Annotated in this window: 16 protein-coding genes and 1 pseudogene; 12 read left to right on the top strand and 5 right to left on the bottom strand. The window is 57.1% G+C overall.

Annotation, left to right across the window (positions count from 1 at the left end):
- Positions 1–2: 2 nt before the first annotated feature.
- Positions 3–704: a response regulator transcription factor gene (locus tag TU81_RS03105; protein WP_008012908.1), complete on the bottom strand. Its 702-nt coding sequence runs from the start codon at positions 702–704 to the stop codon at positions 3–5.
- Between the two features lie 294 nt (positions 705–998).
- On the opposite strand from TU81_RS03105, the gene TU81_RS03100 reads away from it, so the two are divergent.
- From TU81_RS03100 to TU81_RS03070, 7 genes are all read left to right on the top strand, one after another.
- Entirely contained in the window at positions 999–2,156 is a 1,158-nt protein-coding gene (locus tag TU81_RS03100) for an efflux RND transporter periplasmic adaptor subunit (RefSeq protein WP_038983223.1), read from the top strand.
- Positions 2,157–2,171: 15 nt separating this feature from the next.
- Entirely contained in the window at positions 2,172–5,270 is a 3,099-nt protein-coding gene (locus TU81_RS03095) for an efflux RND transporter permease subunit (RefSeq protein ID WP_048393321.1), read from the top strand.
- 146 nt (positions 5,271–5,416) lie between these two features.
- A complete protein-coding gene (locus TU81_RS03090; RefSeq protein ID WP_048393319.1) occupies positions 5,417–6,058 on the top strand; it encodes a DUF1345 domain-containing protein in 642 nt (213 codons plus the stop codon).
- 115 nt (positions 6,059–6,173) lie between these two features.
- The gene (locus TU81_RS03085) at positions 6,174–7,055 is read left to right on the top strand and encodes a hypothetical protein (RefSeq protein ID WP_048393317.1); all 882 of its coding nucleotides are present in this window, start codon (positions 6,174–6,176) and stop codon (positions 7,053–7,055) included.
- A 253-nt stretch (positions 7,056–7,308) separates the two neighbouring features.
- Positions 7,309–7,920 (top strand): DUF1345 domain-containing protein, encoded by a 612-nt coding sequence (locus TU81_RS03080; protein ID WP_048393314.1) that lies wholly within the window; start codon positions 7,309–7,311, stop codon positions 7,918–7,920.
- A 144-nt stretch (positions 7,921–8,064) separates the two neighbouring features.
- Positions 8,065–8,940 carry a hypothetical protein gene (locus tag TU81_RS03075; RefSeq protein WP_048393312.1) on the top strand — a complete coding sequence of 292 codons (876 nt, stop codon included), beginning with the start codon at positions 8,065–8,067 and terminating at the stop codon, positions 8,938–8,940.
- A 263-nt stretch (positions 8,941–9,203) separates the two neighbouring features.
- Positions 9,204–9,686: a hypothetical protein gene (locus tag TU81_RS03070; protein ID WP_083377339.1), complete on the top strand. Its 483-nt coding sequence runs from the start codon at positions 9,204–9,206 to the stop codon at positions 9,684–9,686.
- 66 nt (positions 9,687–9,752) lie between these two features.
- Here the strand turns inward: TU81_RS03070 and TU81_RS03065 are convergent.
- The 3 genes and pseudogenes from TU81_RS03065 to TU81_RS03055 form a co-directional block, all read right to left on the bottom strand.
- Positions 9,753–12,005 (bottom strand): annotated as a pseudogene (locus TU81_RS03065) (autotransporter outer membrane beta-barrel domain-containing protein).
- Positions 12,006–12,233: 228 nt separating this feature from the next.
- On the bottom strand, positions 12,234–14,258 hold the full coding sequence (locus TU81_RS03060; protein ID WP_048393310.1) for a hypothetical protein: 2,025 nt from the start codon (positions 14,256–14,258) through the stop codon (positions 12,234–12,236).
- 100 nt (positions 14,259–14,358) lie between these two features.
- Positions 14,359–15,162, bottom strand: coding sequence for a hypothetical protein (locus TU81_RS03055; RefSeq protein ID WP_048393306.1), 804 nt, complete (start codon positions 15,160–15,162; stop codon positions 14,359–14,361).
- Positions 15,163–15,379: 217 nt separating this feature from the next.
- Here TU81_RS03055 and TU81_RS03050 point away from each other — a divergent pair, with 217 nt between their 5' ends.
- The 5 genes from TU81_RS03050 to TU81_RS03030 all read left to right on the top strand — a co-directional run bounded on the left by TU81_RS03050 (position 15,380) and on the right by TU81_RS03030 (position 20,826).
- Positions 15,380–16,405 carry a LacI family DNA-binding transcriptional regulator gene (locus tag TU81_RS03050; protein ID WP_048393304.1) on the top strand — a complete coding sequence of 342 codons (1,026 nt, stop codon included), beginning with the start codon at positions 15,380–15,382 and terminating at the stop codon, positions 16,403–16,405.
- Between the two features lie 269 nt (positions 16,406–16,674).
- Positions 16,675–17,457 carry a sugar phosphate isomerase/epimerase family protein gene (locus TU81_RS03045; RefSeq protein WP_048393303.1) on the top strand — a complete coding sequence of 261 codons (783 nt, stop codon included), beginning with the start codon at positions 16,675–16,677 and terminating at the stop codon, positions 17,455–17,457.
- Positions 17,450–18,439, top strand: coding sequence for a sugar kinase (locus TU81_RS03040; RefSeq protein ID WP_048393301.1), 990 nt, complete (start codon positions 17,450–17,452; stop codon positions 18,437–18,439). The genes TU81_RS03045 and TU81_RS03040 overlap by 8 nt, the downstream gene beginning before the upstream one ends.
- A gap of 101 nt (positions 18,440–18,540) precedes the next feature.
- Complete coding sequence (locus TU81_RS03035) at positions 18,541–19,827, top strand: MFS transporter (protein WP_048393299.1); 1,287 nt, start codon at positions 18,541–18,543, stop codon at positions 19,825–19,827.
- A 21-nt stretch (positions 19,828–19,848) separates the two neighbouring features.
- Positions 19,849–20,826 carry a 2-hydroxyacid dehydrogenase gene (locus TU81_RS03030; protein WP_048393650.1) on the top strand — a complete coding sequence of 326 codons (978 nt, stop codon included), beginning with the start codon at positions 19,849–19,851 and terminating at the stop codon, positions 20,824–20,826.
- Between the two features lie 90 nt (positions 20,827–20,916).
- On the opposite strand, the gene TU81_RS03025 is transcribed toward TU81_RS03030, so the two are convergent.
- The gene (locus TU81_RS03025; protein ID WP_048393297.1) at positions 20,917–22,104 is read right to left on the bottom strand and encodes a pyridoxal phosphate-dependent aminotransferase; all 1,188 of its coding nucleotides are present in this window, start codon (positions 22,102–22,104) and stop codon (positions 20,917–20,919) included.
- Positions 22,105–22,119: the final 15 nt, after the last annotated feature.

The following is a 22,119-nucleotide window of genomic DNA, read 5'->3' as shown; positions in this document are numbered from 1 at the left end:
ACTCAGCATTCCCACTCGGAGCGGCTGAACAGGTAACCCTTGCCCCATACGGTTTTGATCTTGCGCGCTTCGCCGGCGTGGTCGTCGAACTTGCGTCGCAGCTTGGAGATGGCCACGTCCACCGAGCGGTCGGTGCCGTTGAATTCGATACCGCGCAAGCGTTGCAGAATCTGGTCGCGGCTCAGTACTTCGCCGGCATGCCGGGCCAGCACCACCAGTAAGTTGTATTCGCCGCTGGACAACTCGACCAGTTGCTCGCGCCAGGTCACGGTGCGCTCGGACAGGTCGATGCACAGATTGCCCATGAGAATGCGGTCGTTGGCGGTCATCGGTTCGCTGAGGCTGCTGCGGCGCAGCAAAGTCCGCACCCGGGCCAACAAGACGCGTGGTTCGCAAGGTTTGGTGACGTAGTCGTCGGCGCCCATCTCCAGCCCCAGCACCTGATCGTGGCTGTCGTCGCGGGCGGTGAGCATCAGGATCGGCAAAGTCGCCGAATCGGCGCGCAGCAAGCGGCAGACTTGCAAACCGTCGAGCCCCGGCAGCATCAGATCGAGGATCACCAGGTCCGGTGGATTGACCCGCGCCCGTTCGCGCACATGGTCGCCACGGCTGATCACGCTGACGCAATAGCCGTTGCGTTCCAGGTAGCTGGCAATCAGTTCGGAGAGCGCGGTGTCGTCTTCGACCAGGAGGATGTTGGGCATGGGGTGTTTCCAGAAAGTGCAGTGGCGCCGGATAGATCGTCATCGCGGGCAAGCCCGCTCCCACAGGGATTTGATGTGGACACAGATTTTGTGAACATCACCGACCACTGTGGGAGCGGGCTTGCCCGCGATAGCGGTACATCTGTCGCAATAAATTTCAAGGCGCCAAGGATATACGCCCTCACGCGCCCATGAGCAAAACCCTTACACAATTTCACACAGCGCCTACAAAGCTTCACCGCTACCCTCGTCGGCCCCCCGTAGGATACGGGAGGTCATTATTGGGGTATTTACATGTCAAAGAATCTGCTTGCCCGGCTCAGCCTGATTGCATTGGCGTTGACGCTGAGCGCCTGTGACCAGTCCTCGACCGCCGAAGAACAGGCGCCGCTGGCCACCGTGCGGATCGAAACCATTGAAGCGCGGCCGCTGTCGATCAGCAGCGAACTGAGCGGGCGGATTGTCGCGCCACGCATCGCTGAAGTCCGTGCCCGAGTCGCCGGCGTGGTGTTGCAGCAGGCCTACCGTGAAGGCAGCGACGTAAAAAAAGGCGACGTTTTGTTCCGTATCGACCCGGCGCCGTTCAAGGCCGACCTGGACAGCGCCGAAGCCGCATTGCGCAAGGCCGAGGCCAATGCGTTCCAGGCCAGACTGCAAGAGCAGCGTTACGCCCAATTGATCGAAGGCAACGCCATCAGCGGTCAGGATTACGACAACGCCCGCGCCAATGCCCGGCAGACCGCCGCCGATGTCGCCGCCAACAAAGCCGCCGTGGAGCGGGCGAAACTGAACCTGGGTTACGCCACCGTCACGGCGCCGATTTCCGGGCGCATCGGCCGAGCGCTGGTGACTGAAGGCGCGCTGGTCGGGCAGAACGAAACCACGCCGCTGGCACTGATTCAGCAGTTGAACCCGATCCACGCGGACTTGACGCAATCGACCCGTGAACTCAACGACCTGCGCCGCGCGTTCCGTTCCGGCCAGTTAAAGGAAGTGGGCCAAGGTCAGGCCAAAGCCACGTTGATTCAGGACGATGGCAGCCTCTACCCGCTGCCGGGCAAGTTGCTGTTCACCGATATCACCGTCGACCCGGGCACCGGCCAGATCATTCTACGCAGCGAGTTTCCCAACCCGGATCTCGACTTGCTGCCGGGCAGCTTCGTTCGCGTGCGTCTGGAGCAAGCGTTCATTCAGCAAGGCATCAGCGTGCCGCAACGGGCCATCCAGCGTGACAGCGCCGGTATCGCCCAAGTGCTGCTGCTCGACGCCGAGCAGCGCGTAGGCCAGCAACCGGTAGAACTGGGCGCCGTGCAGAACGATCGCTGGATCGTCACCCACGGTCTCAAGCCCGGCGACCGCATCGTCACTGAAGGCCTGCAACATGCGCGCCCCGGTGAAAAAGTCCAGATAGATGACACCCCTCTTCCACTTGCCCAGGTTTCTGGTCAGTAAGCAGGACGCTTTTTTATGCCGCAGTTCTTTATCGACCGCCCGGTGTTTGCCTGGGTGGTCGCCCTGTTCATCCTGCTGGCCGGTGCGCTGGCCATCCCGCAGTTGCCGGTGGCGCAGTATCCCAACGTCGCGCCACCGAAAGTCGAAATTTTCGCCACCTACCCGGGCGCTTCGGCGCAGACCGTGGACGAAAGTGTGGTCAGCCTGATCGAGGAAGAGCTCAACGGCGCCGACCATTTGCTGTACTTCGAATCCCAGAGCAGCCTCGGCAGCGCCACCATCACCGCCACGTTCCAGCCAGGCACTGACCCGGAAATGGCGCAGGTCGATGTGCAAAACCGCCTCAAGGTTGTCGAGTCGCGCTTGCCGCAAGCGGTGACTCAGCAGGGTTTGCAGGTGGAGAAAGTCTCCGCCGGTTTCCTGCTGCTGATCACTCTCACCTCCAGTGACGGCAAGCTCGACGACGTGGCGCTCAGCGATTACCTCGCGCGCAACGTGATGAACGAGATCAAGCGTCTGGACGGCGTCGGCAAGGCGCAGTTGTACGGTGCCGAACGGGCGATGCGGATCTGGATCGATCCGCAGAAACTGCTTGGCTTCAACCTGACCCCGGCCGATGTCAACGCCGCCATCGTTGCGCAGAATGCTCAGGTTTCCGCGGGCAGCATCGGCGACTTGCCGACCCGTACCACGCAGGAAATCACCGCGACCATTCTGGTCAAAGGTCAGCTATCGACGCCTGAAGAATTCGCCGACATCGTGCTCAAGGCCAATCCTGACGGCTCCACCGTGCGCATCGGCGATGTGGCGCGGGTCGAGATCGGCAGTCAGGAATATCAGTTTTCCACGCGCCTGAACGGCAAACCATCGACCGCCGTCAGCGTGCAGCTGTCGCCGGGCGCCAATGCCCTGAGCACCGCGACGCTGGTTCGGGCGAAAATGGACGAACTGGCGCGCTACTTCCCGGCTGGCGTCGAGTACAAGATTCCGTACGACACCTCGCCCTTCGTCAAAGTCTCGATCACCAAAGTGGTCTACACCCTCGTCGAGGCAATGGTGTTGGTGTTTGCGGTGATGTTCCTGTTCCTGCAGAACATCCGCTACACGCTGATTCCGACGCTGGTGGTGCCGGTGGCGTTGATGGGCACGTTTGCAACCATGCTCGCGCTGGGCTTCTCGATCAACGTGCTGACCATGTTCGGCATGGTGCTGGCCATCGGCATTCTGGTGGACGACGCGATTGTGGTGGTGGAGAACGTCGAGCGGATCATGGCCACCGAGGGCCTGTCGCCCAAGGACGCGACCCGCAAGGCGATGAAGCAGATCACCGGGGCGATCATCGGCATCACCCTGGTGCTGGTGGCAGTGTTCATTCCGATGGCGTTCATGCAGGGCTCGGTCGGGGTGATTTACCGGCAGTTCTCGCTGTCGATGGCCACCTCGATCCTGTTCTCGGCATTTCTCGCCCTGACCTTGACCCCGGCGCTGTGCGCGACGCTGCTCAAGCCGATTGCCAAGGGCGAGCATCACGCCAAGGGTGGTTTCTTCGGCTGGTTCAACCGACGCTTCGAACAACTCACCGAGCGCTATCAGGGCTGGGTCGCGTATGCGTTGAAACGCACCGGCCGTTACCTGCTGATCTACGGCGTGCTGCTGATCGGTCTGGGGTTGTGCTTCAGTCGTCTGCCCTCCTCGTTTCTGCCGGTGGAAGACCAGGGTTACACCATCACCGACATTCAACTGCCACCGGGCGCGAGCAAGAATCGCACGGTGCAGGTGGTCGAACAGATCGAAGCGCACAACGCCACCGAACCGGGCGTCGGCGACAGCACGGTGATTCTCGGTTTCAGCTTCTCCGGCAGTGGACAGAACGCCGCGCTGGCGTTCACCACGCTCAAGGATTGGTCGGATCGGGGTAGCGATGACTCAGCGAGTTCGATTGCCGACCGCGCCAACATCGCGCTAAGTCAGATCAAGGACGCCATGGCCTTTGCGGTGTTGCCGCCGCCGGTTGATGGCCTCGGCACGTCCAGCGGTTTCGAGTTCCGCCTGCAAGACCGTGGCGGTCTCGGCCATGCCACGCTGATGCAGGCGCGCAGCCAATTACTGGCCGCCGCCGAGAAGAGCCCGGTCTTGATGAACGTGCGCGAAAGCGCCCTCGCCGAAGCGCCGCAGGTGCAACTGGAAGTCGACCGCAAGCAAGCCAACGCCTTGGGCATTTCGTTTGCCGACATCGGCAACGTGCTGTCCACGGCGGTCGGGTCGGCCTACATCAACGACTTCCCCAACCAGGGACGGATGCAACGGGTGGTGGTCCAGGCCGAAGGCGATCAACGCAGTCAGGTCGATGATCTACTGAAGATTCACGTGCGTAACAACGCAGGGAAAATGGTGCCGCTGTCGGCCTTCGTCCGGGCCAACTGGACTCAGGGTCCGGCGCAGTTGACCCGTTACAACGGTTACCCGGCCATCAGCATTTCCGGCGAACCGGCGGCGGGTTACAGCACCGGCGAAGCCATGGCGGAAATCGAACGGCTGGTGGCGCAAGGCCCGGCCGGGTTGGGTCAGGAATGGACCGGGTTGTCGTTGCAGGAACGCTTGTCCGGCAGCCAGGCACCGATTCTGCTCGGGCTGTCGCTGCTGATCGTGTTCCTGTGCCTGGCGGCGCTGTACGAGAGTTGGTCGATTCCGACGTCGGTGCTATTGGTGGTGCCGCTGGGTGTACTCGGTGCAGTACTGGCCGTGACCCTGCGGGGGATGCCCAACGATGTGTTCTTCAAGGTCGGGCTGATTACCATCATTGGCCTGTCGGCGAAGAACGCAATCCTGATCATCGAGTTCGCCAAAAGCCTGTACGACGAAGGCCATGACCTGATCGACGCCACCCTGCAAGCCGCACGACTGCGACTTCGCCCAATCGTCATGACCTCGCTGGCATTCATTCTTGGCGTAGTACCGCTGGCAATTGCCACCGGGGCCAGCTCGGCGAGCCAGCAAGCCATCGGCACCGGGGTGATCGGCGGGATGATCACCGCGACCCTGGCAGTGGTGTTCGTACCGGTGTTCTTTGTGGTGGTGATGAAACTGGTGCGTAAATCCACCAAGCAGCACTGATTCCACCTGTAGGAGCTGCCGAAGGCTGCGATCTTTTGACTTTGCTTTTAAAGATCAAGATCAAAAGATCGCAGCCTTCGGCAGCTCCTACAAAAGCGGTGTCGCGTGCGCTATGGTGCAGAGACGCGCCGTCAAAGTGAACTTCCATGCCCCTACTCGCCCGCACCCACCCTCGCCTGTCCGCCGCTGCCACACTCGGCGTCGCGGTAGGCATTCTGGCTCCGGCCGATTCGATCCTCGGCAAAATCCTCATCGGCTGGAACGCCGGGGTCTGGACCTATCTGGTGCTGATGCTCTGGTTGACCATGCGGGCCAAGGCCCCAGACGTCAAACGCATCGCCGAGGTCGAAGATGAAAACGCCGGTCTGGTGTTGCTGCTGGTGTGCATCGCGGCACTGGCCAGCCTCGGCACGATCACCTTCGAACTCGCCGGCAGCAGGGACCTGGAAACCACCCGCAAACTGCTGCGCTACGGTTTCACCGCATTGACCGTGATCGGCTCATGGCTGCTGATCGGGGTGATTTTCAGCGTGCACTATGCCCGGCTGTATTACACCTGGAACGGAAAGGAACCAGCACTGCGTTTTGCCGAAGAGTTGAAAACCCCCAATTACTGGGACTTTCTGTACTTCTCGTTCACCATCGGCGTGGCCGTGCAGACGGCCGATGTGGGCGTCGCCACGCGGGAGTTGCGCAAGATCGTGCTGGCGCAGTCGTTGATCGGGTTTGTGTTTAATACGGCTATTTTAGGGTTTTCGATCAATATTGCGGCGGGATTGTTTGGCTGATACACCTGTCAACTCTGACAGTTACGCCGGCTTTCCCTAATCCTTATGCTGAGACTCCCGCCGGATATCCAGCCCGGTGAATGGACCAATGGCTCAACAGCCAGGGAGCACAGTAATGGACGTCAAAAAGCCCCGCCAATCCACCGGAACAATGTCAGCGACCATCAGCTACTACGACGAAGAGTTCGTCGGAGGGAGTGACTTCGCCATCGTAGAGTATCCCGACCGTTTTTTTCTCTATGCACGTATGGACTTGCCCAATGGCGAGTGGAGATACCTTTCAATGTGGATACCGGCGAATATTGCGAATGATGGGTCAGAAATTGTCTTGCAGTTAAAAATGAATCCGGAACCGAACATTGAGGCACGGGCAAACTACGACCGGTTTACCCCAGATTTTGGAATCCAATTGGGGTCGCGATCCGGGGAACTGAGAATACGCTACGACGGGGCAACCGCCCGAATGCATGGATCCTTCTGGTATGAAGGCGTGTTTGGCGCGGACGAGATCGAGGTGACCGTGACCAATGGCAACTTTGATTTGACTGGCATAACCGCCGGAGTCAGGGAGAACAACCAGCGAACCGACAGCGGCTCATTCACCGCCGACAGTGCCTGGGGCAAGTTCATTGCCGATCAGGTGAGCATCGAATCTAAAGAGCTGCCTGGGGATCCCGTCGGTTATTGGGAAGTCATCGGGCGAATGGATAGGGACGATGGGTTTCCAGGGCTCCCATCCCATATCATGCTGTTTATCAAAAAGGACATACCCGGTTATGAACACGACTTGGAGAAAAACGATGACGTATGGGTCCATTACTTCAGGCCAGATCACGGTGGCGGCCATCTATCTGTCAAGGGTACCCTCAGTTTCACCTCGTTGCCCGGCAACGGCCATGCGAAGGGGAAGTTAGCTGGGTTCTTCCAGCAAGGTGAGGAGGAACCTGTCGAGGTAAAGGGCGAGTTTGACATCAAGGACGAAGTCGCTCAGTCCTGATGTCTATCGCATCAACAACCGCCAGCCACCGGACACCTCGATAGATGCATTTTTTGCACCTATCGAAGTGGCTGGAATTAGTTGATCAAGACAAACAGAGATATTGACTGACCGGACAAGTCGGATCGCCGCATCGCTCGCTCCTGCAGGGAATTATCGGCCTTATCGTTGTGGTCATAATGGACGGCGTTGGGGCTATCGTGTTTGAAAAAAAACCGACACATCGAACCTCCTCGCCCGCACCCACCCTCGCCTGTCCGCCGCTGCCACACTCGGCGTCGCGGTAGGTATTCTGGCTCCGGCCGATTCGATCCTCGGCAAAATCCTCATCGGCTGGAACGCCGGGGTCTGGACCTATCTGGTGCTGATGCTCTGGCTCACCATGCGGACCAAGGCCCCGGACGTCAAACGCATTGCCGAGGTCGAAGATGAAAACGCCGGCCTGGTGTTGCTACTGGTGTGCATCGCCGCACTGGCCAGCCTCGGCACCATCACCTTCGACCTCGCCGGCAGCAGGGACCTGGAAACCACCCGGAAACTGCTGCGCTACGGTTTCACCGCGCTGACCGTGATCGGCTCATGGTTGCTGATCGGGGTGATTTTCAGCGTGCACTATGCCCGGCTGTATTACACCTGGAACGGAAAGGAACCGGCGTTGCGTTTTGCCGAAGAGTTGACCCCCCCCAATTACTGGGACTTTCTGTATTTCTCGTTCACCATCGGCGTGGCGGTGCAGACGGCCGATGTGGGCGTCGCCACGCGGGAGTTGCGCAAGATCGTGCTGGCGCAGTCGTTGATCGGGTTTGTGTTCAATACGGCGATTTTGGGGTTTTCGATCAATATTGCGGCGGGGTTGTTTGGCTGAAACTGATTGTGCGCAAGCTTCAAAGCGGCCGGTTACCCCTATCAACTCTGACAGTTACGTTGGTTGCTCATAGCTCATACGCTGTGGTTTTCCACTGGTTTCAGTGGATTGCCAGACGGCTAAAGGGCCAAGGAGCACAGAGTGATGGACAGCAAAATTCCCCGCCAGACAACCGGCACCATGTCGGCCAGCATTGACTACTTCGACGAACGTTTCGAAGGATCGAGTGACTTCGCCATCGTGAAGTACCCTCAGCGGTTTTATGTCAAGGCACGTATGGACCTGCCCGATGGTAATTGGCGATACATTTCAATGTATTTACCCGCCAGCATTCCCGATGATGGATCGGAGTTTGACTTGTCATTAGTGATGAATCCGGAATTGAACACTCAAGCCCGGGCAAACTACGAACAATTTTCGCCTGAAGGCGGAAGTCAATGGGGATCAGCGTCCGGCCAACTCAAAATGAGTTACAACTGGAAAACGGCCCAAATGGAAGGTGATTTTCAGTTCGAATCCAGGGCTGGCTCCCCTACGATCGAGATCAGTGCCGGTCAGTTCGATTTGACGGGGATCACCGACGGCGTAAAGCACAGTAGTTCGCTCACCGGTAGCGGAACCTTCCAGGCCGCCAGCCAGGAGTGGGGCCCCTTCAATGCCGATACAGTGGGCATCGAACGTAAAGAGATCCCCTTTGATCCAGTCGGTTACTGGGAGATCGTCGGCCGCATGAATATGGACAATAAGGTTCCGCCAACCCAATCCCATATCGCGCTATTTATCAAAACAAACGTGGAGGGGAAAGAGCACCAGTTAAAGGACAACAATGACGTTTGGGTCACTTACTTCAGGCCACACCACGGCGGGTTCTTGCAAGCCATCAGGGGTAGCCTCTCGTTCAAATCGCTGCCCGGAACAGGCCATGCCGAGGGTACGTTGATTGCGTATTTCAACGAGGACGGGAAGGAGATTCTGGTAAACGGTGAGTTCAGTATTAAAGACAACGTTCCCAAGCCCTGATGTCCATCGCATCGATAAACCGTCAGCCTCAGGGTGACGGTTTTGCCCTTCCCCCTGCAAACCTTCCAGGCACTCCCCCCGCACAGGCATGACAGCCATCTGATCGGCGTCACCGATACCCCAGATAAAAATCACATTAATGGCGCCCTGTAAACTGCTAAGTCTGACAGTTTACAGGGCAGGTCCATTAGCGGTTTGATACATCATCCCGGAAGTTATCTTTAATAGCGGGATATCTTGTCATGACTATGGAGACCGTATTGATGAACATGATCACGCAAAGAAAAAGACAAGCAGTTAACGCCGGTACCTGTACCGGGATGATAAACAACGCAGAAGCATTTAACGCAGGTCTGGTGGAACTCTCGGAGCGCCTTTTCCCGCTACCTCATGGCGAGGCTTACGTCATGTTTGCCCGGCAACGCGACTCGGAACCGGATTACACGACAAAAGAACTCACCCTCTCTTTTTCCAAGGGCCTTGCCAATGACACCTACGACCTGGTGCCGAATTCACATCGCGTACGACTGACCTTCGCTGACAATAGCGACCCAGCCAAGCCTGTTATTTATACCCAACGCGAGGGAACAGCCGAGCTGGAATATGACGACTCCACCGGCATTTTTTCCGGCGATTTGAAGAGCGTCATCGTTGAAAATCGGGACGATGATGTTCTTAAAGAGTTGACTATGGATGTGGTCTTTTCGGCAAAGGGCAACATCACCATGTCGAGTCTAGCTGCATAACCGTTTGATCCAAACATTAAAAAGGAAGCCTAGGCTTCCTTTTTAATAATCATCCAACAGAATTATTTACCACTTATAACGAAAGCCAACGTTGACACCAAAAGGCTGCTCAAAATTCCGGCCGTTACTGTAGTCAAAATCCGCGTGCATGTGGAAATTTGACGTCATCGAGACAGCCACCCCGGCACCCAACTCAGCCCGAGAACCGGACAGATCGTTATTAAAGACATTATTGTTAACCTGAACTTCATTGCTCTTCGCGAACTCATGAGCCCACGCGGCGCGCAGGTAAGGCTGCAATACACGCCCATGCTCCAGTGCAATATTTCGCCCTGCGGTAGCCCCCACCTTTCCGATAAAGGAACGCGTACGATCCCCTTCAGCCTGCAAATCGTTGTCCAGGGAAAAGTCCTTGCCTTGAATGACCACCGCAGACCATTGGGTGAAGGGCTCAAGGAAGTTGCCATTGGCGAAGCTGATATGGCGTCCGAACTCGATGGAGCCTCCCAGCCCTGAGTTGTCATAGTCGCCCTTGGCCCGGCCCCCATCGCTCAAACCAACTTTCGCTTCATTGCGAAAACGGTTTGCCTTCAACACGCCGTCGAAATAATAACCGGTCTGGGGATCGAGCCAGGTGGCGTAAGTGCCCAGGTAGTAACTGTCCACACTCCCTGAGGTGCCAGCGTTCAGGTCAAGGTCGGATTTACTGTGACCGGCCATCACACCCACCAGCCATTGGCCGTCTCCGACAGGCAGCGGCGCATCTGCGCCCAGGGTGAAACCTTGTTGGGTTTGCTGGTACCCGACGCCAGAGCCATCGGCAATGTTGTACTTGTTACCGTAGGTGCGGCCCTAGGCGCCCGCTTTACCGCCATTGAATCGCAACTCCCCCATGCGGGTGCGCAACGACGTCAACTCGCCTAACCACACGGTCGATGCGGTGTTGAATAGCGCGAGTACCGAACGTGTGCCTGGGCTGACCGTGCGGGTGCTCGGATCGAGAATCCAGTCATTGCCACTTTTTGCCAGCCCGTAGGAAAACGCCCCAAGATCGACCGCGCCGTTGACCAGAGAAAACTGTGCATCGCCACCCGTGGTTTGAACCACGCGAATAGGCTGGCCGGCGGCCGGATCTACGCCGCTACTGGCAATCAACAATTCATGGTTGCCAGTGGCGGTCCCTGTGACATTCAGTAAATCTGTCTGGCCCGTAGCGAAATCTGTGCCCATTACGAAGCGGCCATTGCCTGAAAGGTTATTTACGTTCAATTGATAGAATGCGTTATCAGCGCCGAAAACCACTGAACCGCCGTTGTTTAGAATAAGACTCTGGACTTGGCTGTCATCCACCAGTACCCATTTGGAACTGTCATTGATGGTGGTGCTGGTCACATTTTCAAGGCGACCGGTCAAGACCGAATTACTCTGTAAAGTCAGGTGGGTGGTGCTGCCTTGCTCGGTAACGATGTTACCCGTCAACGTACTGCCATTAACGGTCATGGAGGTATTGGCACCACCCCTCACATCCAACAGAGTATCGTTGCCCGCCAGCAAGCGGGAATTGTTCAGGGAGATGGTCGCTGTCGAGGTCGCGGCATTGGCAAAGTCAACCAGGATCGCCGAACCGGTGTTCCCCTGAACGGTCGTGTTTTCAACGACAAGTACGGTGGGTTGAACGTCATTCGGGTCAAGATCGATGAGTACACCGTTTTGCCCACCAACGATTGTGCTGTTTCTGGCGGCGGCCTGCCCACTGCGCAACCGAAGCCCGTAACTCGAGGCACCGGTGCCTTGGATGGTTGAATCGGTGACGTCCAGAGTGCTATGGGCACTGACCAGGGCGCCCCCCGTCACACCACTAATGGTGCTGTTGCCTGTCACGGTAACCCTGGAGCCGGTCGGAGTAGCGATATTACGAACCGCCTGCAGTCCTACGCGATTACCAGTAATAGTGCTGTTGTCGATAGTGCCGTCACTGTTGCTCAGCAGAACAGCGGCGAGACCGCCGACGCCTGAAACGGTCGCCCCGCTCAGATTGACGCTTGAGCCATTGCTGGCCGAAATCTGCTGAGTAGTGCCACCGGTGTTTACGTTTAGTGTCGAATTGTCGGAAGTGATGCTGAGCGTTTGCGCGCCATTGACTGTCAGCGTTGCACTCTGGCTAAGGTCCCAACTTTCTGGTGTGCCGCCATTAATAGTTACATTTCCCCCAACGACAGGCGCAGCGATTGCAAATGAAGTGAAGCACGCCAGCAACGAAGGACACAGCAATGTATACCCGGTTGAATTTCTGGAAATAAATGAAGATTTGCCTCGCATAGTAGACACCTGCCTGAATAAAACTCGAGCGCTGGGCACTCTCGGAGATGAGCGGGCCAGCTATTTGAGGGTCGCTAGGCTATCTGGGAATTTCACAAAGTTCTGTAGGATTTATCCTAATTTAATACGCGAAAATTCCTTCAGAGTTTTTCTTGAAACGTATGCAAATGCATTACAACAGTACGACGGGTATTTTCTCCCGTCGCACTGTTACAAGCCAGTCTTTATCTATGGAAGAGGATGCACTTCTTCACAGAACTGGCCCTCACTATTATCCAGATCCAACCGATGAACAGCAGCCAGTGATTCAGGTGTTGGATTATTTCCTGCACCTCCGCGCGAAATTGTATAGGTGATTCTGGCATTTGCAGCGTGTGCCGGTCTGAAGTCTTCCATGTAGTCACCTATACTAATGAGGGCGCCATCGTCAGGATATGTGCCAGAAATTTCGAACGTAGCTTCGGCATCTGTATCAGGAATTGGCACTGCCGGGTCAGTGGTGTATGCATAATATTTCAGAGTAATTGTTTCACCATCAACCGTGTATTGATTTTTAAGCACGCGCACCAATAGATTTCGCCTGGCAGTCCCATCCCCTGGATCCAGCTCCGAAGGGAAGTTCAAAGTGGTGCAACCAATTCTTTTAAGTGGACCTGCAAGCTTTAATACTTCCGGCGCAGCCATTTCAATTGGAAATTCTTCTACAACGATATCCTTGGTACGGGACTGTGTCGGATTAACACCGGTTGGCGTATACAATGTGTAACGCAAGATTTTGGTGCCACTTTGTTGGGCAAGCACGGTCGCCCAAGGCAGTGGCACAGAAAGCGTGGTGCCTTCCTCTCCTGTTGTCAAAGGAATAGGTGAACCGATCTTGACATCATTATAGAAAACATCAATCAGCCAGCCCTCTTCAGTAGGAGGAGCATCAAAAATCTTAATACGAATCTGTATTCCATTGTCGCCGAAGTCCGACTCCAATATTTCATCAGTGCTACCGTTTGTCGTTGTCAGACTGGGCGCTTCCAACCCGATAAGAATTGGATCAGGGCCAATGAATGAAATATCAAACTTTATGTCGACATTACTTGTGGCTATCTCACGGACACCTCGAAACATTTTATAGCTAACGTTTATAATTACCGTCCCGTCGGTGTTGCCATAAACTTCTTTTACAAGATCATAGCTCGCAAAAAATGTTAATTTAACTTCAGCTCCCACTCTTTGCTCTGGACCAACAGGTTTGCCTCCCAAGTAAGCAACGATTGTGTCACCTGGCGCGTTTGGCGTCGGTACCATAACGTCGATTTGCACACCTCTTGCATCGAATTGAGTGTCAGCCAGATCGATCAGATCATCGCCACTTTCACCATTCGCCAAAGGAAGCACTGGAGGCAAGACCGTGTCAGGGTCCGGGTCAGGCAAAAAAACTACATTCCGCTGGCTGAAATTTGATCTCTTTCCCACATTCCCCGGCAAGTCTGTCGCTCTGTATATAAGCTGATTGGCACCCTCATCCCCATTTTTAAATACATCGGCAGGAATTAATGCCTCCCTTAAAGTGTTCAATGCGCCTTCAAACACTGGCGGGTCACGATCCGGATCAGGTGCAGGCCCCCAGTAGAACTTGTAAATATCAGTCTCATGATAAGTGGGAGAAGTAGCAGGCTTTACAAGGATCCCAGACTTGCCTTCAAGATAAGCTTCATCGATCGGGACGGTCGGGCCCAGATCGGCAGGCCACGTTGGTGCACCCGGCGTACGGTCCGATGCCGGACTTTTCACTTTGTAGGGATATGTCAGGTCAATCGTGTACAGAGTTCTATCCGATATACCGTCGTTCGTTCCTCCAGCCCAATAGATGTATCGCATTTCATATTCAGTAGGGGGCTCAGGCGTGAGTGCCTCTATCAAGAAGCTTACTGCAATCTCAAACGGCACTGTCCAATCCCTGTCAGCCACTGGGCCCAACTCAATAAATTGGCCGGGAGCAATATCTATCCAGGTAGCATCTCCTAATTTACGAATCTGAGGTTGTAGAAAATCTTCATCGTCTTCTAGCAATGGCTGGGGAACGACGTACTTCAAGGGCGACAGCAAGTCAGCGATGGGTATCCGTAAGTCGGGCAACAATGTTTGTGCTGGGAAGGTAACCGGCTTGGGAGGATCCGCGAGGGCATCGCCTGCTCTGGTGTATTTTTCTTGAAGCACTGCTCTTCTTGACACTATGGCCTGTTCAACTATTGCGTTCATTTTAACCGTCTCCATACATTTATAATTGAGAGCGCAACGAATTCAGACAGGAATAATCACTTCGTGCGCCTCTGCCTTCTCCACTTATTTCCATGCTCACTCAAGGCCCGCACGGAAGTTCTTCGCCAGGTCTGATCCTGTCTATTTTTACCAATGCGACCTTTGATATCCCTACAAGCCTCATGCCGCGATATACCCGGTACTCAATAGTCGCAGAGGCATTGCTCACCATCGGTTTTATATGAGTGCCGTAAGGCTCGATAACCAAGGAGTACCCTTCGCGGATATCTTGATCACTTAAAGCTGGACGTATGACGCTCTTTCTAGCCTCACTGAGTTCAGGACCACTGCCATTAAGACTTGAGTAGCCTTTCCAGAGCACCTCGCAACGATCTCCGACATTAAAATCCGCGAGCTTTGGAACACTGACTGTGACGCCGTCCCATAGTGGAGGAACAGTGTCGCAATTTAGATAACCCCAAGCGTTTACATGAGAAAAAGCGGCTTCCTCAAGATCGACTTTAATAGGAGTATGATCAATGGTCAGTCGCCGACGAATTGAAAATGATGGATTATCAGCAGTATCAAGAAGTTCATACCACAACTCACCTTGCCCATTATTCCGCAGATACTCCGGACCGATATGGATAATGAATTCTGGTTTCATATCCGCTGGCTCGTAGGTATTTTCTATTTTTACCGGCGGCTGTTCTGGTTGTAAAAACCGAACGGTCAGAATGTCCCGTTCTCCCGGTCTGGATGCCGGTTCGTCCCACAAGGGGATTACCACATCAATGCCCGTGAGCAGCAATGGAAGTGGGATATACCCCTCCGGATCCACATCAGGATCAGCCACACCAGTAACTTTCGGCGCGTCGAATGTAAGTGGTTTACTGGGCGCCATGTCACAAGTCCTCGTGAAAGTATTCTCTGGTGCTGAATAAAATTAAGCGCCGAGTTGAAGCGCATGGCTACTGTCATATCTGACAGGTAAAGCCACCGTTCGTCGGCTTTTTCCTACGCACTGAGGTTCCTCTGACTTGACGGCTCTTTGTGAATGGTGTCTTCTGAAACCGGTTTCAAAGCCATCTACACAAACACCAATAACAAGGTTAAAAACCGTGAACGACTTCTCCGCCGCCCAACGCAGCCGTGTGACCATGCTCGACGTCGCTGAACACGCCGGCGTCTCCAAGGCCAGCGTCTCGCGTTTCATCGGCGACGACCGTGCCCTGCTCTCCGATGCCATTGCCCAGCGCATCGAGCAGGCGATCAGCGAATTGGGTTATCGCCCGAACCAGATGGCTCGCGGTCTGAAGCGTGGGCGCACCCGTCTGATCGGCATGTTGGTGGCCGATATCCGTAACCCTTATTCGATTGCCGTGATGCACGGGGTGGAAACCGCTTGCCGTCAGCACGGCTACAGCCTGGTGGTGTGCAACACCGATCGCGATGACGAGCAGGAGCGTCAGCACCTGGCGTTGCTGCGTTCGTACAACATCGAAGGCTTGATCGTGAACACCCTCGGCCATCACCGCGATGAGCTGCGCGAACTGCATCGGGAAATGCCCATGGTGCTGGTGGATCGCAAGGTCGATCAGCTCGAGAGCGATCTGGTGGGGCTGGATAATCCGGCCGCTGTCGAGATGGCAGTTGCCCACCTTGAAGAACGCGGTTATCGCGATGTGCTGATGGTCACCGAACCTTATGACGGCACCAGTTCGCGGATCGAGCGGGTCAGCAGTTTCAAGGCGCAGATCGAGCAGCGTCCGGCGCTCTCGGGCGCGGTGGTTGAAACTGGCGGCGATCTGACCGCTCGTTTGAAAGCCTTTCTGCAAACTCCCGGCCCTGGCCCGAAAGCGCTGTTTTGTGCCAACGGTATCGCCGCGCTGGCCAGCACCCATTCGTTGCGTGAATTGAAGTGCAACCTGTTCGAGGATGTCGGGCTGATTGCCCTCGATGATCTGGATTGGTATCCGTTGGTGGGCAGCGGGATTACCGCCCTCGCCCAGCCGACGGCGGAGATTGGCGCGAGTGCGTTTGAATGTTTGTTCAAGCGACTGCGTGGGGATGATGGGCCGGTGCGGAACCTGGATTTTCCGGCGCGGCTGATTGTTCGAGGGTCGACCCTGGGGAATCTTTGGTGAATGTTCGGGCCTCTTCGCGGGCAAGCCCGCTCCCACAGGGATCTGGGGTGTTCACAAAACCTGTGGGAGCGGGCTTGCCCGCGATGGAGCCCCAAAGACCACCCCACAACTCACATGAATATTTTTTTGACCAAATAACAGGGATCTGTGGCGTTCACAAAACCTGTGGGAGCGGGCTTGCCCGCGAAGAGGCCCGAAAGAACAACACATCCTTAAAGCAGTCAGTTTTTTTTGACCAAAAATGAAACCGGTTTCAGAGGTGAATAACAATGAACAAACCACCCGTTTCCATCAGCCTGTCCAGCTACGGCGCGGACCTTGTACGCCAACGCGGCCAAGGTAGCTTTGTCGAGATATTGGCCGCCGCCCATGCCACGCACATCGAATGGCGCGAAGAGCTGCTGACCCTCGAAGACCCCGCGCAACTGGCTGACGCCACGCAATCCCGGGGTCTCGAAAGTGTGTATTCCTCGCCGATGGAATTGTGGCTGGCCGGGCAGTCGACACCCAACCCGGAACTGCTCTCGACCCTGAAACGCGCCAAGGCATTCGGTGCCAAATGGCTGAAAGTCTCCCTGGGTTATTTCACCGACAACAATGATCTGCAAACACTGGCGCTGCAGTTGCAACAGAGCCCGGTGAAGCTGCTGGTGGAGAACGACCAGACCTTGCACGGCGGCCGAATCGAACCGTTCCAGTGCTTCTTCGCCGACGTCGAGCAACACCATCTGCCGATCAAAATGACCTTCGATATCGGCAACTGGCAATGGCAGGACCAATCCGCCGCCAGCGCTGCGCGGTTGCTCGGTCGACATGTCGGCTACGTGCACTGCAAAGCGGTGGCGCGCCGGGCCGACGGCAAACTGGTGGCGGTGCCTCCGGCCGCCAGCGATCTGCATCTGTGGGGCCAATTGCTGCAGCACATGGATCACGGTGTGATGCGCGCGGCGGAGTATCCGCTGCAAGGCGATGACCTGGTGCAGTTGACCAGCGAGCATGTCGCCGCCCTCGCCCGCCTCGGTCAATCCCGCCTGGAGTCTGCTCATGTCTGAGATCGATATTCTGTCGTTCGGTGAAACCATGGCGATGTTCGTCGCCGAGCAGAACGGCGAGCTGGCTGACGTCGGCCAGTTCCACAAGCGCATTGCCGGGGCCGACAGCAATGTCGCCATTGGCTTGTCGCGGTTGGGTTTTAACGTCGCCTGGCTGAGCCGGGTTGGCGCGGACTCGCTCGGCAGGTTCGTCATCGATACGCTGGAAAAACAAGGCCTGGATTGCAGTCATGTCGAGGTCGACCCGGCGCACCCCACCGGTTTTCAACTCAAGTCTCGCGCCGATGATGGTAGCGATCCGGTTGTCGAGTATTTCCGCCGTGGCTCGGCGGCCAGTCATTTGTCGGTGCAGTCCATTGCGCCGCAACTGCTCAATGCCCGGCACTTGCACGCCACCGGCATTCCCCCGGCCTTGTCGGCATCGGCCCGGGAAATGTCCTTCGAGCTGATGACTCGCATGCGTAATGCCGGGCGCAGCGTGTCGTTCGACCCGAACCTGCGCCCGAGTCTATGGGCCAGCGAGCAACAGATGATCACCGAGATCAACCGCCTCGCCGCCCTCGCCCATTGGGTGCTGCCGGGTTTGAGCGAAGGGCGTTTGCTGACCGGTTTTGAAGACCCCGCTGACATTGCGGCGTTTTACCTCGACCAGGGTGCTGACATTGTGGCGATCAAGCTCGGGCCGCACGGCGCGTATTACCGAACCCGGCGGGATGAAGGTTTCGTTGCTGGCGTGCCGGTGGAGACGGTGGTCGATACGGTAGGTGCCGGTGACGGGTTTGCCGTCGGCCTGATCAGCGCCCTGCTGGAAAACCACAGCGTTGCCCACGCCGTGCAGCGTGCCAACTGGATCGGAAGCCGCGCGGTGCAGAGCCGTGGGGATATGGAGGGGTTGCCCAGCCGAGTCGAAATGTTCGCCGAATTTGAGGACGCCGTTCGCGGGCAAGCCTCGCTCCTACAGGGATCCGCGCAAATCCTGTAGGAGCGAGGCTTGCCCGCGAAGAGGCAATAACAATCACCGCAAAAAACTGATTTAAAACCGATACCTGCTGCGACAAAAACAACAAGCTCAGGAGCATCACTATGAAAACCGCAATACTGGCCACCCGCCGCTGGTGGTACATCATGCCGATCGTTTTCATCACCTACAGCCTGGCGTATCTGGACCGCGCCAACTATGGATTTGCCGCCGCCTCTGGAATGGCTGCGGACCTGATGATCACCCCCGGGCTGTCGTCCCTGCTCGGCGCGCTGTTCTTCCTCGGTTACTTCTTCTTCCAGATCCCTGGCGCGATCTACGCCCAGAAGCACAGCGTGAAGAAACTGATTTTCGTCAGCCTGATCCTCTGGGGTGGCCTGGCGACCTTGACCGGGATCGTCTCCAACGCCTACTGGCTGATCGTGATTCGCTTCATGCTCGGGGTGGTCGAAGCCGCGGTGATGCCGGCGATGCTGGTGTACCTGTGCCACTGGTTCACTCGCGCCGAACGCTCGCGCGCCAACACCTTCCTGATCCTCGGCAACCCGGTGACCATGCTCTGGATGTCTGTGGTCTCGGGCTACCTGATCCAGCATTTCAGCTGGCGCTGGATGTTCATCATCGAAGGACTGCCGGCGGTGCTGTGGGCGTTTATCTGGTGGCGGCTGGCCGATGATCGTCCGGCTCAGGCCAAGTGGCTGAGCGACCAGGAAAAGCAGGACCTGGAAAGTGCCCTGGCCGCTGAACAGGTCGGCATCAAAGCGGTGAAAAACTACGCCGAAGCCTTCCGCTCGCCGAAAGTGATCATCCTTGCGTTGCAGTTTTTCTGCTGGAGCATTGGCGTCTACGGTTTCGTGTTGTGGCTGCCATCGATCCTCAAGGCCGGCGCGCAGATGGACATGATCGAAGCCGGTTGGCTGTCGTCGTTGCCGTACCTCGCCGCAGTGATCGGCATGCTGCTGGTGTCCTGGGGCTCGGACAAACTGCAGAAGCGCAAACGCTTCGTCTGGCCACCGCTGCTGATCGCCTCGATTGCGTTCTATGGCTCCTACGCTTTGGGCGCGGAACATTTCTGGTGGTCCTACACGCTGCTGGTAATTGCCGGCGCCTGCATGTACGCCCCCTACGGGCCGTTTTTCGCCATCGTCCCGGAAATCCTCCCGGCCAACGTCGCCGGTGGCGCCATGGCGTTGATCAACAGCATGGGCGCACTCGGTTCGTTTGGTGGTTCTTATCTGGTGGGTTACCTGAATAGCTCCACCGGATCGCCCGGTGCGTCTTATCTGCTGATGAGCGGCGCCCTGCTGCTGTCGGTGGTGCTGACAATTTTCCTCAAACCCGGCACCAGTGACCGGGTCGCTGTGCCCCGGTCAGTGGCGGCTCATTCTTGATTGGATGTAGAGATGATGACGATGAAAAAGCAGGTTGTGCTGTACAAGAAACTCTCGCCGCTGCTGATGGCTCGTTTGCATGAGCAGACCGAGGTGACGCTGATCGACAACCTCGACGCCGAGGGTCTGGCAAAACTGCGCCAGGCCCTGCCCTGCGCCCACGGGTTGCTCGGCGCCAGTCTGAAACTGGACGCCGGATTATTGGATCTGGCGCCGAATCTGGAAGCCATTGCCAGCGTGTCCGTCGGCGTCGACAACTACGACATCGACTACCTGACCGAACGGCGAATCCTGCTCAGCAACACCCCTGACGTATTGACCGAAACCACCGCCGACACAGGTTTCGCGCTGATCCTGGCCACCGCCCGGCGCGTGGTGGAACTGGCCAACATGGTTCGCGCCGGCCAGTGGAACCGCAACATTGGCCCGGCGCATTTCGGCAGCGATGTGCATGGCAAGACGCTGGGCATCATCGGCATGGGGCGCATTGGTGAGGCGCTGGCGCAGCGCGGGCATTTCGGTTTTGGGATGCCGGTTCTGTATCACAGCCATTCGCCGAAACCGGCGGTGGAACAGCGATTCAACGCGCAATACCGCAGCCTGAGCGAGTTGTTGCAGCAGGCCGATTTCGTTTGCCTGACGTTGCCGCTGACTGCTGAAACCGAAGGGTTGATCGGCGCTGAACAATTCGCCCTGATGCGTCCGGAGACGATCTTCATCAACATTTCCCGGGGCAAGGTGGTAGATGAGCCAGCGCTGATCGAGGCGTTGCAGCAGAAGCGGATTCGCGCGGCGGGGCTGGATGTGTTCGAGCGGGAGCCGCTGGGGCAGGACTCGCCGTTGTTGCAGTTGAACAACGTGGTGGCGACGCCGCACATTGGGTCGGCGACGCATGAGACGCGGGAGGCGATGGCCCGGTGTGCGGTGGATAATCTGTTGGCGGCGTTGGCTGGGGAGCGGCCGGCGAATCTGGTGAATGTTGGGGCCTGGAAAGGCTGAAGATCAAAAGATCGCAGCCTTCGGCAGCTCCTACAGGGTTTCTCATTCCAGGGTAGGAGCTGCCGAAGGCTGCGATCTTTTCGCGTTTCTTCAGGCCCGCCGCACCTGCAACAAATCCGCCGCACACGACGCAATCCGCTGGCACGCATCCGCCAGCCTCACCTGATCCACCACCAGGCCAATGCGAATATGCCCCGCCGCGCTAGGCCCGAAGGCTTCACCGGCCAGCACCGACACGCCATACACTTCAAGCAGCCGCTCGGCAAAATCTTGAGCACCGAGCCCGGTCTGGCGCACATCGACCATCACGAACATTCCGCCATCGGGTTTGATCGGCCGGATGCCCGGGCAACTGCTCAACCTCGCGCACACCAGATCGCGACGCTGGCGATATTCCTCGCGCATCAGCGCCACTTCCGGCAAGTCCTTATCGAGCGCTACTTGCGCGGCGTTCTGGACGAAATCCGGAAGGCCGAACAGCATGCACAACGACAGATGCATCACGTGGTCGGCCAGCGCTTTGGGGCCGATCATCCAGCCTACTCGCCAGCCGGTCATGGCATGGGATTTGGACAAACTGTTGAGGGTCGCGGTGCGCTCGGCCATGCCCGGCAGACTGGCCGGGCTGATGTGCTCGCCCTCATACAACAGATCGCTGTAGACCTCGTCGCTGATCAGCCAGAGGTCATGCCGCACGCACAGCGCCGCCAGCGCCTTCCAGCTTTTTAACGACAGACTGGCACCGGAGGGATTGTTCGGGCTGTTGAGCAAAATGACGCGGGTTTTCGGGGTGATCAGCGCCGCAACATCTGCCGGTTCGACCCGAAAGCCGTTCTCCGGACACACCGCCACCGGCACCACGCTGGCGCCACAGGCGCCGAACACACCTTCATAGGTCACGTACATCGGTTCGGCGACGATCACTTCGTCGCCAGGATCGAGCAGGCATTGGGCAACCGAATACACCGCGCACTGCGCACCGGGCAGCACGATCACATGGTCGGCATCCACCTCCTGACCGCTGCGCCGCTGATGACGGCTGGCGATGCTGCTGCGCAGTGTGCGGGTACCGCGTACATCCGAGTAATGGGTGTCGCCAGCCAACAGGCTGTCGATGGCGGCGTGGACGATGGGCAGCGGCGTGTCGAAATCCGGATCGCCGATCGACAGCAACAGCACGTCGACGCCCTGCTCACGCAATTCCAGCGCTCGATCGTGAATCTTCCAGGCTGCCGCTCCGTCACCGGCGATTCGTTGGGTCAAGGCTGAATAGCGCATGTACTTCTCCTAACG

The organism is Pseudomonas lini, assembly GCF_001042905.1.
Taxonomy (GTDB): Bacteria; Pseudomonadota; Gammaproteobacteria; order Pseudomonadales; family Pseudomonadaceae; genus Aquipseudomonas; species Aquipseudomonas lini.
This window is presented reverse-complemented; position numbering and strand designations above follow the sequence as displayed.